This window comes from Hymenobacter arcticus (assembly GCF_054779975.1).
In genome coordinates this window covers 1-15,555 of record NZ_BAAGXF010000016.1, presented here as the reverse complement: position 1 = coordinate 15,555, position 15,555 = coordinate 1, and the positions used below count along the sequence as shown (strand labels likewise).

Genomic DNA, 15,555 nt, shown 5'->3' with positions numbered 1-15,555 from the left:
CGAGATGCTTCCCTTCGGTCTGCATGACGTTCTTTTGCGGTATGCCCCGCTGTTCAACTCCCATGAAAAAACTCCTGCCCGCTGCTTTCCTGCTCACGTTGGGCCTGCTGGCCGCGCCCGCGGCCCACGCCCAGCTTGCCCTGCCGCCCGCCACGCAGTCCGTCACCGACGCGGAAAACAAAGCCCTGCTAGCCGCCGACACACTCTACATTCAGCAGCACTATACCAAGACGACCTACCAGGTGCCCATGCGCGACGGCGTGAAGCTTTACACCATCGTGTACGCGCCCAAGGACGCCGATAAGGTGCGCTACCCCATCCTGCTCAACCGCACGCCCTACGCCATCGGGCCATACCCGGCTGCCAGGTTTAAGCTCAACCTGGGCCCCAATAGCAAGATGATGCGCGAAGGGTATATTTTTGCCTATCAAGATGTTAGGGGTCGGTATATGTCAGAGGGCGAGTTCCTCGACATGCGCCCCGAGTTGGAGAAGCACGCCACCAAAAACGACACCGACGAGGGCACCGACACCTACGACACCATCGAGTACCTGCTCAAGCACGGCCCCAAAAGCAACGGCCGCGTGGGCCAGTGGGGCATTTCGTACCCCGGTTTCTACACCTCGGCGGGCCTGCTTAGCCGCCACCCTGCCCTGAAAGCCGCCTCGCCCCAGGCCCCGATTGCCGACTGGTTCTGGGATGATTTTCACCATAACGGGGCGTTTTTTCTACCCCACGCCTTCAACTTCTTATACAGCTTTGGGCAGGCGCGGCCCCAGCCCACGGCCTTGGGCAACCCCGGTATCAAGCACGGTACCCCTGATGGCTACGACTTTTTTATGAAGCTGGGCCCGCTCAAAAATGCCAACGACCAGTATTATAACGGCAAGGTGGCGTTTTGGAATCAGCTCATGCAACATCCTGATTACGATGCCTTTTGGCAGGCCCGCAACCTGCGCCCGCACCTCCACGACCTCAAGGCGGCCGTGCTCACCGTGGGCGGCTTCAACGACGCCGAAGACCTGTTTGGCGCGCTAAACACCTACCAAACCATTGAGCAGAAAAACCCCGGCCTCCCCAACCGCCTCGTAATGGGCCCCTGGGTGCACGGCGGCTGGGCCCGTGGCACCGGCGAAATGGTGGGCAACGTGGCCTACGGCCCCTCGCCCTCGCTCTGGTACCAGGAAAACGTGGAGGCCCCCTTTTTCAAGTCGTACCTGAAAGCCGCCAAGCCCGGCTCCGACCTGCCCGAGGCCACGGTGTTTGAGAGCGGCACCAACCGCTGGCGCACCTTCGACGCCTGGCCGCCCAAGCAGGCGCAGGCCAAAACGCTGTACTTCCGGCAGGCCGGCGGCCTCACCTTCACCCCGCCCACCAGCGGCGACAACGAGCGCCGCATGGCCAGCGTCAACTTCGAGTTCGACCAGTTTCTTAGCGACCCAGCCCACCCCGTGCCCTTCACCGAGGCCACTAACGTGGGCATGACCCGCGAGTATATGACCGACGACCAGCGCTTTGCCAGCCGCCGCCCCGACGTGCTCACCTACCAAACCCCGCCCCTGGAAGAGGATATGACCCTGGCCGGTCCCATCGAGGCCAAACTGCAAGTGGCCACCACCGGTACCGACGCCGACTGGGTGGTGAAAATCATCGACGTATACCCCGACGATACGCCCGATAATCCCCGCACCGCGCCCGGCGTGCACCTCGGCGGTTACCAGCAAATGGTGCGCTCCGAGGTGATGCGCGGCCGTTTCCGCGAGAGCTTCACTACGCCCAAGCCCTTCGTAGCCAATGAAGTAACCACCGTGCCCTTCACTGTGCAAGACGTGATGCACACCTTCCGCAAGGGCCACCGCCTCATGGTGCAGGTGCAAAGCACTTGGTTTCCGCTTGTAGACCGCAACCCGCAGAAATACGTGCCCAATATTTACGAGGCCAATGAGTCTGATTTTCAAGTTGCTACGCACAAGCTGTACCACAACCCCGCCCACGCTTCGCAACTGGTAGTGAAGGTGTTATAACGTAATACTCGTTTGTCATTGCGAGCGCAACGAAGTGGAGCGCGGTAATCGCCCCAGAACGACTCTTTCGGGTATCGTTCTGGGGCGATTGCCGCGCTCCACTTCGTTGCGCTCACAAGGACAAAAAGGGTTACTTACCCATCTTCTTAGCTTCAGCAATCAGCGCGTCGTCCATCTTAGCGTAGTCATTGTTGGCGGGCGTAGCGGCCAGGGCCAGCTTTTTCGACTGCTCGGCGGCGGTTACCGCGCCTTTGTAGTCCTTCATTTTGAGGCGGATTTTAGCCTCCGTGTTCACGTTCCAGAACTTGGGGTCGGTGGCGTTGGCCTTCTGAATCCAGGTTAGGGCCTGCTTCATATCCTTGTTGTTGTCGTAGTAATACACGGCCGCGGCGGCCAGGTCGTTGGCTGCGGGCGTGGCGCTTTTCACTACTTTCTCGTCAATCTGGGCCATTACTTTGCCGTCCACGTCGCTCGTAATTTTGAACTTCGCGCCCGTCGTTTCCCAGTCCATCGCCACGCTGGCGGTGGCGGGCGTCAGGTCCGCAAACGTGATGGTGAACGACTCCACCTTGTTGGCCAGCTTGTAGGGCTTGATGGTGAAGCGGGCCACATCTTGGTCATCCTTAAAGCCTTCAACGTCAGCTCCTTGCTTGAGGCTTTTGTTGAGTACTACTGTCCATTCGGTAGCGCCCGGAATGGTATAGAGGCCGTACTCACCGGCCGGCACCTTTTTGCCCTCCACGGTCACATCGTCCGAAAACTTGATGCTGGTGGTGGCATTGGCCCCCGTGCGCCAGCGCTTGCCGGCGGGCACCACGGCCTTGTCGCCGCCAAAAACGGTGCGGCCCTTCACGCTGGGCCGCGAGTAGGTGATGGTAACATCGGTGAGGCCCACGCGCTGCATCACGGTGCTTTTGGGGCTGGGCTGCGGGGTAACAATCTGGGCCTGCGCGGCGGGGGCGGCCAGCAGGGTAGCGGTAAGCGCCAGGGCGGCGCTGAAGTGCATTGCAACGTTGTTCATAAACACAAAACGGAAAAGGTCGGCGCGGGTTTGCCGGCCCAAAAGTAAGGCAGCCCGCCGGGTGGGCGGGCTGCCTTACTTTTCCGTAGTGCTGAAGCTGGTTGAGCTGGCCGCTATTTCTTGGCTAGCTCGTGGGCCTTGGCCACTACGGCCGCGCAGAGCATCACGTACTCCTGGCTAGCTGGCATATGCTTGAGCGACAAGCTATAAGCCTTTTCAGCTGCACTGCGGGCCCCGGCGTAATCCTTGAGTTTGAGGCGAATGCGGGCCTCGGTGTAGAGATTCCAGTAGGTAGGCGATTCGGCGTTGGTTTCCAGCATCCACTCCAGCGATTGGTGCAGGTCCTTGCGCGAATCGTCGTAGAAGGACGCGTTCGTTTCGGGGGCTGGTGGCAGGCTCATCTTCAACACCTTAGATGACATAGCCGGGCTGGCGTTCAGTTCGGTGTTGGCCGCCAGGCTCATGCCCCCGTCGGTGGAGATAATGACGGTATTTAACCCATTTTGGGCCTGCGCCGCGAAGCAGCAGAGCAAACCAGCGAAAAACGCCAGAAAAGAGGTGCGGAGGCGAGTAGCGTTTGTCATAATAGTGCAAGTGCAGTGGTTGATGATTCCAAACTACACCCTACAAATACAACTCCTAGCTATTTACTCTTAAAAATAAAAAAGATACCAAATTTTCATATATAAACACTAAAAAACCGGTTTTTTAGTGTTTATACATGAATTAAAATTGTGTTTAAGAAAGAATTTACTGAATTGCAAAAGCGGAATTATCAGTATATCCTCTCCTTGAAAAGTGCAAAAAAATGGCTACTTGATAACTTCAAAGCCGCAGTAGCTGTGCAGCACCTCGGGCAACCGAATGCCCTCGGGCGTCTGGTTATTTTCGAGCAAAGCGGCCACAATGCGCGGCAAAGCCAATGCCGAGCCGTTGAGCGTGTGCAAGAGCTGGGTTTTGCCACCCTCGCCCCGGTAGCGGCATTTGAGGCGGTTGGCTTGGAACGTCTCAAAGTTGGACACCGACGACACTTCGAGCCAGCGGCCCTGGGCGGCGCTCCACACCTCGAGGTCGTAGGTGAGGGCCGAGGTGAAACCCATGTCGCCGCCGCACAGGCGCAGCACGCGGTAGGGGAGGCCCAGCAGCTGCAACAGGTTTTCGACGTGGGCCACCATGGCCTCGTGGGCGGCGTAGGAGTTTTCGGGCTGGGTGATTTGCACAATTTCCACCTTGTCGAACTGGTGCAGGCGGTTGAGGCCGCGCACGTCGGCGCCCCACGAGCCGGCCTCGCGCCGGAAGCAAGGCGTGTAGGCGGTGTTGCGCACGGGTAGCTTCTCTACCGGAATAATATCGTCGCGGTAGAGGTTGGTAATCGGTACCTCCGAAGTCGGAATCAGGTAGAGGTTGTCCTGCGCATCGTGGTACATCTGGCCCTCTTTATCAGGCAGTTGGCCGGTGCCGTAACCGCTGGCCTCGTTCACCAGAATGGGGGGCTGCACCTCCACGTAGCCCGCGTCGCGGGCCTGGTCCAGGAAGAAGTTAATCAGCGCCCGCTGCAAGCGCGCGCCCTGGCCCTTATACACCGGGAAGCCCGCGCCGGTGATTTTGATACCGAGCTCAAAATCAATGATATCATACTTCTTAATCAGCTCCCAATGGGGTTGCGCGCCGGCGGGCAGCGCGGGCTTGGTACCGCCCTCGCGCACCACCTCGTTGTCGTCGGCCGAGCGGCCGGCGGGCACGCTCTCGTGCGGCACGTTCGGGATTTTGTAGAGCAGCTGGGTTTGCTGCTTTTCGGCGTCGGCCAGCTCGTCGGCGTGGGCTTTTACCTGAATTTTGAGCTCGCCGGTGCGCACTTTCAGCGCCTCGGCCCCGGCTTTGTCGCCGGCTTTCATAAGGCCCCCGATTTGGCGGGCCAGCTCGTTGGCTTCGGCCTGGGCGGCGTCGTGCTGGGTTTGGAGGGCGCGGCGGCGCTGGTCGAGGTCCAGGATGGCCTGCACATCGGCTTCGGCCGTTTTGAAGTTGCGCTTGGCAAGGCCGGCCAGCACGCGGGCGGTCTGCTCTTTTAATACGGAAATTTGCAGCATAGTGGGGCAAAGGTAGTTTTTGAAAAAAAGAATGCGGAATTTGCAAGGAAGAAGGAAGAATTGGTAATTCAATAGTTCTATTCCAGATTCCCCCTTTCAAACTCCTTATTCTCCTAAACTCATTGGCGATTTGCCCGTAATGACTTAATATTGCAGCAGCAAGCCGGCCCACGGGGCCGGCCGGGCCAGCCTACTGGGCTGGTTCGCTGCGTAGCTGGCTCAATCAGGTTGCTTTTGGTGGAGCTGCCGGCTACTATTCTCACACCTCACTCATTTCCTGTTTGTTGCCTGCCGCTTTGTTGGTTATGTGGCGCTTTTGCGCTTCGTGTTGTTGGTTCCTAGCCCTTGGGGCCGGGTTGGCGGCGCACGGCCTTGCAGGCCGCCCCTTATCACTGCGTAGCGGGCCGGCCCCGTTCTGATTTCCCCTCCCTCCCTATTTTATGTACACCCTTAATGAGCTGAAGGACCGGCTGTTGTCCGACCTCAAGGAAATTGCCGAGCAGCTAAGCGTCGGCAACTTCAAGCGCCTGAGCAAGCAGGACCTTATCTATAAAATCCTGGACCACCAGGCCACCCTGCCCGCCGAGCAGCTTCCGGGTAAAAAGCTGGCTGCCGCGCCCGCCAGCGAGCCGCAAGCGCCCGCCGCCGAAGCTGCGCCAGTTGCTGAAGCCGCGCCCGTTGCGGAGGCTACTGCCGCGCCGGCCGCCACCAGCGCCGCTGCGCCCGAAGCTGCCCCCGCCCGCGGGGCGCGGGGTGGAGCCGGCCGCCGCCGGCCGGCCGCCAGCACCGCCGAGCAGCCGTTTACCGATGTGGCCAGCACTGCCCCGGTAGCCGCAGCTACGCCTGAAGTAGTTGCTCCCCAAGAGGTTGTAAACGAGGTGGCTGCTTCCCAGCCGGCCGCCGAAGAGCACCCACAGCCCACGCGTTACGAAATAGTAGAGGCCGATGAGCAAAACCTGGCCACGGCCTCGGTAGCCGCTGAAGAAGCCACCGTGCCGCCCACCGAAACCAACCCCACGGCCGAAACGCACTCGGCCGGCGAAAGCGCCCCCTTCCGCCGCGAGCGGCGCGAGCGCGTAGACCGTGCCGGCCGCCCGCTGCCCCGCCGCGAGCCTGGCCAGGCCGCCGCCGCCAGCGAAACCGCCGAAACCGCCGCGGAGCCCCAGTCGGTGGCCTCGTCCGACGATACCCCGCAGCCCGAAACCGACGCCAACGCTGGCTCCTACGCCGACCGCCGCGAAACCCGCGAGCAGCGCTTCGACCGTGAAAACCGGGATGGCCGCGAGCCCCGCGAAAACCGCGACAACAACCAGCGCCGCAACGACCAGCCGCGCACCGAAAACCGCGACTCGCGCGACGGCAGCGCCCAAACCCGCTACAGCAACGACCAGCAGCCCCGCGAAGCGCGCCCCGTCAATGGCTCCGGCGCCACCGACCAGCCCCGCCTGAGCCGCGAGGAGCGCTACGCCCAGCGCGATGCCCAGCGCCAGCAGCGCCGCGAAGAGCGCCAGCGCACCGGCACCGATGGCCAGCCCGCCGCTATCGACCAAGCTGCTGGCAGCCAGCCAGCTGTGGCAAGTGGCCAAACGCAGGAGCGCCGCGACGAAGGCCAGCGCCAGCAGCAGCGCCCCGCCCGCGCGCCCGAGTTCGACCTGGTGGTGCCCGGCTCGGGTACCATGGAGCTGATGGCCGATGGCGGCTACGGCTTCCTCCGCTCACCTTATTACAACTACCTCAGCTCGCCCGACGACATTTACGTGTCGCCGCAGCAGGTGCGGCAGTTTGGCCTCAAGGCCGGCGATACGGTGAGCTGCACCATGCGCCCGCCCCGCGAAAGCGAGAAGTATTTTGCCCTGGTGAACGTGGACAGCATCAACGGCCGCACCGTGGAGGAAGTACGTGACCGCGTGCCGTTCAGCCACTTAACGCCGCTGTTTGCCGACCAAAAGCTCAAGCTTTCGACCAAGCCTAGCCAGGTGAGCACCCGCGTGCTCGACCTGTTTGCGCCCATCGGCAAGGGCCAGCGGGGCCTCATCGTGGCCCAGCCCAAGACTGGTAAAACGGTGCTGTTGCAGGAAATTGCCAACGCGATTTCGGAAAATCACCCCGAGGTGTACCTCATTATCCTGCTGATTGATGAGCGCCCCGAGGAAGTAACCGATATGGCGCGCTCAGTGAAGGCCGAAGTGCTGTCGTCGACCTTCGATGAGATGGCCGACCGCCACGTTAAAATTGCGGAGCTGGCCCTCGACAAGGCGCGCCGCCTGGTAGAGTGCGGCCACGACGTGGTGATTCTGCTCGACTCGATTACCCGCCTGGCGCGGGCCTACAACACGGTGCAGCCCAGCAGCTCGCGTATCCTCTCGGGTGGTATCGATGCCGGGGCGCTGCAAAAGCCTAAGCGCTTTTTTGGCGCGGCCCGAAATATTGAAGGCCCTGGCTCCCTGACGATTATCGCTACGGCGCTTATCGAAACCGGCTCCAAAATGGACGAGGTTATTTTTGAAGAATTCAAAGGTACCGGCAACATGGAATTGCAGCTCGACCGCAAGCTGGCCAACAAGCGCGTGTTCCCGGCCATCGACATTCCGGCTTCCGGCACCCGCCGCGAAGACCTACTGATGAGCCGCGACGAGCTAAGCCGCGTGTGGGTGCTGCGCAAATTCATGACCGACATGAGCGCCACCGAAGCCATGGAATTCCTGAAGGACCGCATGAAAGGCACCAAGGACAATGAAGAGTTCTTGCTAGCTATGAATGGCTAAGTAAGGCTATTTACGGCCGATTTGACGGGCCAAATGCTACCTTCGCAACCGGGTGGCATTTGGCCCGTTTCTTTTTAATACGCTTCTGCTATGGTTGCTGTACTTCCTATTTCTGCGGCGCAAGAAGCCGAACGTCTGCGTGCTCTACAACCCTATAAGGCGCTGGAAACTGCTCATAATGAGATATTTGAGAAAATAGCTCAGTTGGTGTCCAAACTCTTTGCCGCTCCCATGGCCCAGGTGTCGTTGGTGGATGCCGAGGAAGTGACCTACCCCGGCAACGTGGGCGACCCCAAGCTGGGCGACCGCCTGGCCCGCAAAGACAGTATTTGCGCGGTGGCTGTTTACAAGCCCGGCGTCACCACCGTCTTTCCCGATTTACAGACTTACCCGTGCCAGTGGATAAGCCTGGAAGCGCAGAAGGATTTGGCCTTTTACGCCAGCCACCCCATTCAAACAGCTGATGGGCAGCCGATTGGCTCACTGTGCGTGCTCGACAAAAAGCCCCGCACCTTTAGCGCCGACGAGCAGCTGGTATTGCAGCGCATGGCCGGCGTTGCCATGCGCCTGCTCGACCTGGAGCTGGTGGCCCGGCCCGCCGAGGCCCCGGCGCTGTGGGCGGCCATTAACGCGCGCATTCACCTCTCCTTGCAGCGCATCGAAACCCTGACCGCGCTGGCCCGCTGGGAGGTTTCGGCCGAAACGGCCACCGCGCTAGCCTATCAGGTCTCTATTCAGGAAGAGCGCTTGCTGATTGTGCAAGATGTTGAGTACGAGATAGAAATGGCCTTTGGCCGGCTGGGCTTGCGCTAGCCGCGCAGTATCAGCATGGCCACAAAAGCCAGGCTCAGGCACACCGACGATACTTTGTTCATGCGCATGGTCCACTCGAAGTTGGCCAGCGCCGGGTTGTGCCACGCCAGCCACGCCCAGCGGCTGAACAGCGCCACCACCGGCCCCGTGGCCAACAAAAAAATGAGCAGGTTTTGTATTTCTCCGCGCAACCAGTAGGCCGCGCCCATGGTGAGCGCGCCCGCCAGCAAGCCGCCCGTCGCAAATACAAACGTGCCCCTGATGCCCAGCCGCAAGCTCAGGGTGCGGTCGCCGCGCCGCGCATCTTCTTGGTGCTGATATATTTGGGTGAGTGGGTAGGAGCCGCAAAGGAACAGTGTGCTCACCAGCGCTAGCAGCAAATTGGTAGGCTCAAAGAGCTGCGTCTTGGTAGCATCCACCCCCACCTGCGCCATCAAAAACGTGAATGCGCCCTGGAATATCACCACCACCGCCGTACTCAGCAGCGGATATTTCTTGAGGCGAATGCCCTCATAGCTATACGCCCTTGAAACCAAAATATACACTACCACCATGGCCGCAAAGGGCCAGCCCAGCAGCAGCGACGCCAGCAGCGCCAGCGTTTCGAACAGCCAAACCAGGTGCAGCAGTTCGGGCGTGACGGCCGGTGGCGCTTTCAGGCCCCCGATACTGCCCTCATCCTTATCATAATACGAGTTGTAGCCGTTGGAGGCCGGGTACACCAGCAGGTGCAAAATGGCAAAGGCCGCCGCCGCTCGCCCCCAGCTAAACGGCTCGCGCAACGCACTGAGGCCGAACCAGAAAATAGGCATCAGGAACAGCGAAAACGGTAGGCGCAACAGCGCAAAGGCTCGGCGGTAGGCGGGCGGCAACATCGGGCGAAGGTAGCGTGGCTAGGCGGTGGGGGTAGCGGGCCAGCCCACCAGGTACGTCACGCGCGGGCCCCACCAGTGGCGCAGCTGCCCGGCCTGCCAGTGGTAGCGCCCGGCCGGGTCGGCCCGCTGGGCCAGCGCCAGCAGCGCCGCCGGCGAGTACATGCGCAGAATAGATACCGAGCCATCCCACATGGTAGCTAGCGGAATAATGGGCAGCAAATAGGTGAATACCAGCCGGCTAAGCCGAAATGGCCGGAAAAAAGGCGTGAGCAGCAGCTGTGCCACCGGCAGCACCGTGAGGGCCAGCCCGATTTCAAGCCAGCTCTTGGCCGCGCCCTCAAATACGCCCACGCCCTGTCCGCCGGCCACGGCATTGCGCAGCAGCGCCTCGGCCTGGGGCGGCGCAAAGTGGTGAAAGGCCGAAAAAATGACCCGAAACCCCGGTAGCTCGGCCGGCACGGCCAGCGCATCCACGGCCGCGGCGTGGCCCCGGATGGCCCCGCGGGTGCGCCGGGCCACGTCCACCCAGGCGGCGGGCTGGGGGTAAAGGTCGGTGAGCAGGATGGTGGCGGTGGGCAAACCCTGGCCGCGCAGGGCAGCCAGCACGGTTTCGGTGCCGCCGCCCGCACCCGCACCTAGCTCCAGCAGGTGGGTTTGGTTGGTGCGGCGCAGGCCCTCGGCCAGCAGCGGGGCCACGGGGCGGTACGTGCCCAGCCAACTAATCATGAAGCGCAGGTAGTCCATCATCCCGGCTCGGATGGAAGCTGGAAACCACGGCAGGTCCTCAAACTCGAATAAATGCAGGCGCAGCTTCACGTAAGAAATGTGTGGTAAGCTTTAGCTTGCCGTTGGTAGCCAGGCAGCGGGTCAGGCGGCAAGCTAAAGCTTACCCTACACCCACTTGCCATAACGGGTTACACGGCAAGCTAAAGCTTACCGCACAATTATTTGCCGCCGATGCCGAATACCTTTTTCAGCAAGGAGGTGGTGCGGGCTACCGGGTTTTCCCGAATATCGGCCTCTTCCTGGGCAATGAGCGTGAACAAGCCGTCAATTGCCTTGCCGGTGGCATACTGCTTGAGGTCGGTTTGCACCGGCGTTACGAGCGGCAGCTTATTGTAAGTAGTTGACAGTGAAGTATAATACTTGGTAGCATCCACCTTGTCGAGGCTTTGCTGCATGATGGGCATGAAAGCCGTGGTGAGCTGCGAGGTGGTGGTACGCTTGAGGTACTGGGTAGCAGCGTCTTTCTGGCCGGTGAGAATATTCCACACGTCGGTGAAAGTCAGGCTTTTAATGGCGCTGATGAATATCGGCTTGGCACTTTTGGCGGCATCTTCCGCACCTCGGTTCAGCGACAACTCAAATTTATCGACCTGGCTACCTAAGCCAATGCTGCGCAAGGTGTTAGCCATTTTTTGCGCATCGGGCGGGAAGGGAATGCGGATGAGCCGGTTCAGGTTGAAGCCATCGGTTTGCGAAGCCTGGTCCGAGCCCTTCGAAATGCCCTGGATGAGCGCCTCCTTGAGGCCGTTGGCCGCTTCCGTATTGGTGAGGCCGGCTACGCCGGTGGTGGTAGTTGTTGTGGTAGTCGTCGTCGTTTTAGTGGGCAGCTTGAAGCCGCCGATGCTGCTGGGCAGCTTGAACTGGGCGTGGGCGGGCGTAGTGGCTAAGCCAGCCAGCAGCAGGGTAGCGGAAAGCAGAATATTTTTCATAGAGCGTGCAAACAGGTGGCCGGCGCGAGTGCCGGTCAGCATTGACGATTCAAAAGACGTACCAACCCACCATACTGTTCGCTTGGTATCGGCCAACACCCGCAGTTTCGGGACGAAACCAAGGCTACTAAGGACGGCGCAGCCAAGGCCAGTATACAGCTACCGCCGCCAGCAGCCCCGCCACAAAGTAGATGGTGCCTATCGGAGGAGCCGCATCGCCGAAACCGTCGGCCAGCTGGTAGGCCAGCGCCGTTAGGCCGCCCAGCGAGAGGCTTTGCAGCGTAAACACCCGTAGCCAACGCAGCCCTGCCCAAGGGGCTGTGAGCGCCCAAGGTAGCAGCGGTAGCAACAGCGGCAGGGCGGCCAGCGAAAAGATGGTGATTAGGCCAGCCAGGGGCAAGATGTCATTATAGTTGCCTCCATTCGTGCTGTTGGTTGTCAGCGCCGACCACAGCAGTAGGAGCACCAACCCGAACAGCATAGCCAGCAGCCAGAAGCCAAGGTTGCGCAATAGGGTGGGGCGGGGCGGGCTAGCTGTGTTGGTAGCGTACGCGATTGCCGGCGGCAAGTCGGGCGATAATTCCATGAAATAAAAGTAGGCGGCTAACCTTGATTCTGACCGTTACGTATTAGCTTTGCATTACAAAGTACTTCACCCCGCCGCATGAAGCCCGCCGCCCAAGACCCTCTGGCCCAGCTCACCGAAATTCGCGCCATTATGGAGCGTAGCTCGCGCTTCATCTCGCTCAGCGGGCTGAGTGGGGTGGGGGCGGGCGTGGTGGCGCTGGCGGGCACGGCCGTGGCGCACTACTACTTGCAGCAGGAATTCGGCGCGCAGGGCTACCTGCGGCTATTCGAAACCTCAGCGGGCGAGCGGCTGGCGGCGCTGCCTTTTTTGCTGGGCCTGGCGGTGGCCATGATACTGGCTGCGCTGCTGGTGGCGGCGTTTTTTACGCTGCGCCGCACCCGGCGCGACGGCCTGCGCTCGCTGTGGACGGCCCCGGCCCGGCGGCTGGCCCTGGCCCTGCTGCTGCCGCTGGTGGCGGGCGGCCTGTTTTGCCTGAAATTGTTTGTGAGCGGCGCGCCCGAGCTAGTGGTGCCGGGCCTGCTGGTATTCTACGGCCTGGCCCTGCTCAACGGCAGCAAGTATACCCTGGACGAGATTAAGTACTTGGGCCTGACCATGGTAGGCCTGGGGCTAGTGGGTTTGCTACTGCCCGGCTACGGCCTGCTGCTCTTCGGAGCGGGCTTTGGGCTGGGGCACATTGGCTACGGCCTGCTGATGTATAACCGCTACGAGCGCGCAAGTAGCCCGAACTTTACGGCCTCGTGAAGTACGCCATCCACACTCTGAACAAAGCCTTTGACCACCGGGTGCGCCTCGGGGTGATGGCCGTGCTGCTGGCTAATGAGTCGGTGAGCTTCAACGACTTAAAGGAAAGCCTCGACCTCACTGATGGCAACCTGGCCTCGCACGTGGCGGCACTCGAAAAAGCGGGTTACGTGCTGGTTAACAAGCAGTTTATCGGTAAAAAGCCTAATACCACCTACAACGCCACGGCGGAGGGCAAGCAAGCCTTCCAGGAGCACCTGGCGGCGCTCGAAAAGCTGCTGCGCGGGTAGGGCCGGGGCCGCTGCGTGCCGGGTTGCCAGTCACTGTATGACCTTCCGACAAGCCTAGCGGCTTTTTTTAGTACTTTATACTTTGCAACACAAAGTTCTTTACAAATGAACATAACCTATTTCTGGCCCACTAAAAACCAGGCCGAGGCCGCGCCGGCCTACCGAATATCCACCCTGCTGGGGAGCCTGCTGGTGGTGGCCACGGCCCTGGGCGACTACCTTTTCTGGCACGAGCAGGCGGGGCTCAACGTGCTGGTATACATGGTATTTATGGTGGGGGCGCACTTGGTGTTGCTGCCCAGCTACGCGCCGGTGCGGCGCACGGCCGGCTTCCGGGTGGCGGTGGCGGGCTGCCTGGTGAGTGGTGGGCTGGTGGCCTGGTATGGCTCGGGCGCGGCCGGGTGGGCGGCGCTGGCATCGGGCTTGCTGCTGGTGGGGCTGGTGAATCAGCCGGCGCTGCGGCTGGTGGGGTCGGCGGTGGGCACGGGGCTAGTGGGATTGCTGCCTGCGGTGGCCTTGGTAATCAGTAGCTTGCGCGCCCCCAAGGGCCTCGACGGCAAGTTGCGGCGCGGCTGGTTCTACGGCCGAATGCTGGGGCTGCCCCTGCTAGCGCTCGTCGTTTTTCAAGCCCTTTTTGCGGTGGCCAACCCGCAGTACGGGGCGCTGAGCGCGCGGCTGTGGGCGGTGCTGGGCGAGTGGCTGGGTGAGCTGCTGGCGGCGGTGTCGGTGCCGCACCTGTTGTTTATGCTGCTGTGCGGGGTGGCGGCGGCGGGCGCGCTGGTGGCGGTGCCGGTGCATTTTTTCCTGGACTACGAGTCGCGCTTCGGCGAGTTTGTGCGGCGGCAGCGCGACCGGGTGGCTTCGTTTGGGGTGCGGCAGCCGCGCTTTGGGCACTCCGACCGCGGCCCGCTCGACTTGCGCAAGGAGTGGCTGGCGGCCGTGGTGAGCTTTGGCCTGCTCAACGCCCTGCTGCTGGTGGTGAACGCGGTGGATATCAATTGGCTGTGGTTTGGCTTCGCGCCCGCGCCGGGCTTCGACCTCACGCAGTTTGTGCACGAGGGTACGTACGTGCTGATTTTCAGTATCTTGCTGGCGGCCGGCATCATGCTGTGGTTTTTCCGGCGCAACCTCAATTTTTATCAGCGCGGGTTGCCGGCGCTGCGCTGGGGCGCTACGCTGTGGGTAGTGCAAAACGTGGTGCTGGCCGTGTCGGTGGGGCTGCGCAACTACTACTACATTGAGGCTACCGGCCTGGCTTACAAGCGCATCGGGGTCTACGGCTTTCTCTTTCTGACGCTGTTTGGGCTGGGCACGGTGCTGCTCAAAATCTGGCAGCGGCGCTCGGCTTTCAGCCTGGTGCGGCTCAACTCGTGGGCGGCCTACGCGGTGCTACTGCTGCTGGCGGCCGGCAACTGGGAAATCTGGATTGCCGAGTACAACCTGCAAGCCCGCTTCCCCCGCCTCGATATCGGCTTTTTGCTCACCATGCCGCCCCGTGTGCTGCCGGTAGTGGCCGCGCGCGCGGCGCTGCTCGACCGCGCCAAGGAGCTGGTGGAAGAGGGGCCGGATGGCTATTTCCATGCTATTACCCCCGAGGCGGCCCACAATAAGCTGCGCCAGCGCTTGGTTGAATTCCGGGCCGAATACGCCCAGCGTGACTGGCAGAACCGCACGGGCGCGGCCGAGCGGGCTTATCAGCAGCTACAGCCCTGATGCGGTGGTTGCTGGGGCGCCCCAACGGCGTGGGTGAATGGGTTGGTAGCAGCTTCACCAATACCATGATTTTGGGTGCGCTATGGTCGCTAGCGGCTTATGGTTTGCTGCTCTCGACATGGGCTCAACAGTTGGAAGATAGTGGTTTGACTAGTATAATGTTGGGCTTACTTGCCCTGCTGGCAGTAGCTACTCACCTACTGCTGTGGTGGCAGGTGCTGCGCGGTGGGTGGGCCCTGCACCGGGGGGGCGACGCCAGCGACATTTGGCTGCTACTAAGCGCGGTGCTGTGGCTGCTGGCGCTGCTGGGGTTCCAGCTGGTGTGCCTGCTGCTGTGGTACTCCATTACCTCCCCAACGACTGGTGGCGCGCCTTGGATGCAGTTTTAAAATGTCTATTTAGCAAGATTTTACCTATGCAAAATCTTTTTGCCCGCCCCCACACCACCCGCGAGTGGCTGCGCAGTAGCCTCTGCTGGACGGGCGCCAGCCTGGGTGCCTGGTGGCTCTGCTACCTGCTGATTACTAATGTATTGACCCAGGCACTAGGTGGTCTTTTAGTTGGGCTGATACCCGTTGGGTTTTGCGTGGTGCATGTCCTCATCTGGCGGCGGGCCGTGGCCGGGGGCCGGGCGATAATTCGGCACGATGAGGAGCATCACGATTTTTCCTGGACCCGGCTGGCGGCCAATCTGTGGCTGGTGGTGCTCATCGTGTTTCAGGTGGCTTGCCTGCTGGCACCCTTCATCCTGACAATCTGGGTGTTGAGTTCCTGGTCGGTTGAGCCATCCAATCCGGGTGAGCCACTATTTGGGTGATGCGATGCCCCGCTACTACCGGCTGCTAAGAGGCTATCCAAATAGGGATTAATTTGGGGTATGGCTACTACTCAAGAGTTCATCATTTCCGATACGTTATGG

Annotated in this window: 15 protein-coding genes; 8 read left to right on the top strand and 7 right to left on the bottom strand. The window is 61.2% G+C overall.

Features of this window, described 5'->3' with window-relative positions:
* The first annotated feature begins 62 nt into the window (after window positions 1-62).
* Entirely contained in the window at window positions 63-2,024 is a 1,962-nt protein-coding gene (locus tag ACYVGC_RS20785) for a CocE/NonD family hydrolase (RefSeq protein WP_460585785.1), read from the top strand.
* A 130-nt stretch (window positions 2,025-2,154) separates the two neighbouring features.
* Here ACYVGC_RS20785 and ACYVGC_RS20780 read toward each other — a convergent pair whose 3' ends face one another.
* The 3 genes from ACYVGC_RS20780 to serS form a co-directional block, all read right to left on the bottom strand.
* Window positions 2,155-3,045 (bottom strand): DUF2911 domain-containing protein, encoded by an 891-nt coding sequence (locus ACYVGC_RS20780; protein WP_460585784.1) that lies wholly within the window; start codon window positions 3,043-3,045, stop codon window positions 2,155-2,157.
* Window positions 3,046-3,158: 113 nt separating this feature from the next.
* The gene (locus ACYVGC_RS20775; RefSeq protein WP_460585783.1) at window positions 3,159-3,629 is read right to left on the bottom strand and encodes a hypothetical protein; all 471 of its coding nucleotides are present in this window, start codon (window positions 3,627-3,629) and stop codon (window positions 3,159-3,161) included.
* Between the two features lie 228 nt (window positions 3,630-3,857).
* Complete coding sequence (gene serS / locus ACYVGC_RS20770) at window positions 3,858-5,132, bottom strand: serine--tRNA ligase (RefSeq protein WP_460585782.1); 1,275 nt, start codon at window positions 5,130-5,132, stop codon at window positions 3,858-3,860.
* A 440-nt stretch (window positions 5,133-5,572) separates the two neighbouring features.
* Here serS and rho point away from each other — a divergent pair, with 440 nt between their 5' ends.
* A complete protein-coding gene (gene rho, locus ACYVGC_RS20765; protein ID WP_460585781.1) occupies window positions 5,573-7,897 on the top strand; it encodes a transcription termination factor Rho in 2,325 nt (774 codons plus the stop codon).
* A 90-nt stretch (window positions 7,898-7,987) separates the two neighbouring features.
* Complete coding sequence (locus tag ACYVGC_RS20760) at window positions 7,988-8,710, top strand: GAF domain-containing protein (RefSeq protein WP_460585780.1); 723 nt, start codon at window positions 7,988-7,990, stop codon at window positions 8,708-8,710.
* Here ACYVGC_RS20760 and ACYVGC_RS20755 read toward each other — a convergent pair.
* The 4 genes from ACYVGC_RS20755 to ACYVGC_RS20740 form a co-directional block, all read right to left on the bottom strand.
* Complete coding sequence (locus ACYVGC_RS20755; RefSeq protein ID WP_460585779.1) at window positions 8,707-9,585, bottom strand: UbiA family prenyltransferase; 879 nt, start codon at window positions 9,583-9,585, stop codon at window positions 8,707-8,709. The two genes, ACYVGC_RS20760 and ACYVGC_RS20755, sit on opposite strands and share 4 nt — an antisense overlap.
* A gap of 18 nt (window positions 9,586-9,603) precedes the next feature.
* Entirely contained in the window at window positions 9,604-10,401 is a 798-nt protein-coding gene (locus tag ACYVGC_RS20750) for a class I SAM-dependent methyltransferase (RefSeq protein ID WP_460585778.1), read from the bottom strand.
* Between the two features lie 128 nt (window positions 10,402-10,529).
* The gene (locus ACYVGC_RS20745) at window positions 10,530-11,300 is read right to left on the bottom strand and encodes a DUF4197 domain-containing protein (RefSeq protein ID WP_460585777.1); all 771 of its coding nucleotides are present in this window, start codon (window positions 11,298-11,300) and stop codon (window positions 10,530-10,532) included.
* 127 nt (window positions 11,301-11,427) lie between these two features.
* Entirely contained in the window at window positions 11,428-11,886 is a 459-nt protein-coding gene (locus ACYVGC_RS20740; protein WP_460585776.1) for a hypothetical protein, read from the bottom strand.
* 78 nt (window positions 11,887-11,964) lie between these two features.
* On the opposite strand from ACYVGC_RS20740, the gene ACYVGC_RS20735 reads away from it, so the two are divergent.
* From ACYVGC_RS20735 to ACYVGC_RS20715, 5 genes are all read left to right on the top strand, one after another.
* The gene (locus tag ACYVGC_RS20735) at window positions 11,965-12,633 is read left to right on the top strand and encodes a hypothetical protein (RefSeq protein WP_460585775.1); all 669 of its coding nucleotides are present in this window, start codon (window positions 11,965-11,967) and stop codon (window positions 12,631-12,633) included.
* Complete coding sequence (locus ACYVGC_RS20730) at window positions 12,630-12,923, top strand: winged helix-turn-helix domain-containing protein (RefSeq protein ID WP_460585774.1); 294 nt, start codon at window positions 12,630-12,632, stop codon at window positions 12,921-12,923. The genes ACYVGC_RS20735 and ACYVGC_RS20730 overlap by 4 nt, the downstream gene beginning before the upstream one ends.
* Window positions 12,924-13,028: 105 nt before the next feature.
* Entirely contained in the window at window positions 13,029-14,636 is a 1,608-nt protein-coding gene (locus ACYVGC_RS20725) for a DUF4153 domain-containing protein (protein ID WP_460585773.1), read from the top strand.
* A gap of 158 nt (window positions 14,637-14,794) precedes the next feature.
* Window positions 14,795-15,025, top strand: coding sequence for a hypothetical protein (locus ACYVGC_RS20720; RefSeq protein WP_460585772.1), 231 nt, complete (start codon window positions 14,795-14,797; stop codon window positions 15,023-15,025).
* 26 nt (window positions 15,026-15,051) lie between these two features.
* Window positions 15,052-15,453 carry a hypothetical protein gene (locus ACYVGC_RS20715; protein ID WP_460585771.1) on the top strand — a complete coding sequence of 134 codons (402 nt, stop codon included), beginning with the start codon at window positions 15,052-15,054 and terminating at the stop codon, window positions 15,451-15,453.
* Window positions 15,454-15,555 lie beyond the last annotated feature (102 nt).

What these genes read in the sequence shown, in the direction of transcription:
- ACYVGC_RS20780 (WP_460585784.1), bottom strand. Translation starts at nt 3,045, where the DNA reads ATGAACAACGTTGCAATGCACTTCAGCGCCGCCCTGGCGCTTACCGCT.
- ACYVGC_RS20745 (WP_460585777.1), bottom strand. Translation starts at nt 11,300, where the DNA reads ATGAAAAATATTCTGCTTTCCGCTACCCTGCTGCTGGCTGGCTTAGCC.
- ACYVGC_RS20715 (WP_460585771.1), top strand. Translation starts at nt 15,052, where the DNA reads ATGCAAAATCTTTTTGCCCGCCCCCACACCACCCGCGAGTGGCTGCGC.
- ACYVGC_RS20735 (WP_460585775.1), top strand. Translation starts at nt 11,965, where the DNA reads ATGAAGCCCGCCGCCCAAGACCCTCTGGCCCAGCTCACCGAAATTCGC.
- ACYVGC_RS20725 (WP_460585773.1), top strand. Translation starts at nt 13,029, where the DNA reads ATGAACATAACCTATTTCTGGCCCACTAAAAACCAGGCCGAGGCCGCG.
- ACYVGC_RS20720 (WP_460585772.1), top strand. Translation starts at nt 14,795, where the DNA reads ATGTTGGGCTTACTTGCCCTGCTGGCAGTAGCTACTCACCTACTGCTG.
- ACYVGC_RS20760 (WP_460585780.1), top strand. Translation starts at nt 7,988, where the DNA reads ATGGTTGCTGTACTTCCTATTTCTGCGGCGCAAGAAGCCGAACGTCTG.
- ACYVGC_RS20785 (WP_460585785.1), top strand. Translation starts at nt 63, where the DNA reads ATGAAAAAACTCCTGCCCGCTGCTTTCCTGCTCACGTTGGGCCTGCTG.
- rho (WP_460585781.1), top strand. Translation starts at nt 5,573, where the DNA reads ATGTACACCCTTAATGAGCTGAAGGACCGGCTGTTGTCCGACCTCAAG.
- ACYVGC_RS20755 (WP_460585779.1), bottom strand. Translation starts at nt 9,585, where the DNA reads ATGTTGCCGCCCGCCTACCGCCGAGCCTTTGCGCTGTTGCGCCTACCG.
- ACYVGC_RS20775 (WP_460585783.1), bottom strand. Translation starts at nt 3,629, where the DNA reads ATGACAAACGCTACTCGCCTCCGCACCTCTTTTCTGGCGTTTTTCGCT.
- serS (WP_460585782.1), bottom strand. Translation starts at nt 5,132, where the DNA reads ATGCTGCAAATTTCCGTATTAAAAGAGCAGACCGCCCGCGTGCTGGCC.
- ACYVGC_RS20740 (WP_460585776.1), bottom strand. Translation starts at nt 11,886, where the DNA reads ATGGAATTATCGCCCGACTTGCCGCCGGCAATCGCGTACGCTACCAAC.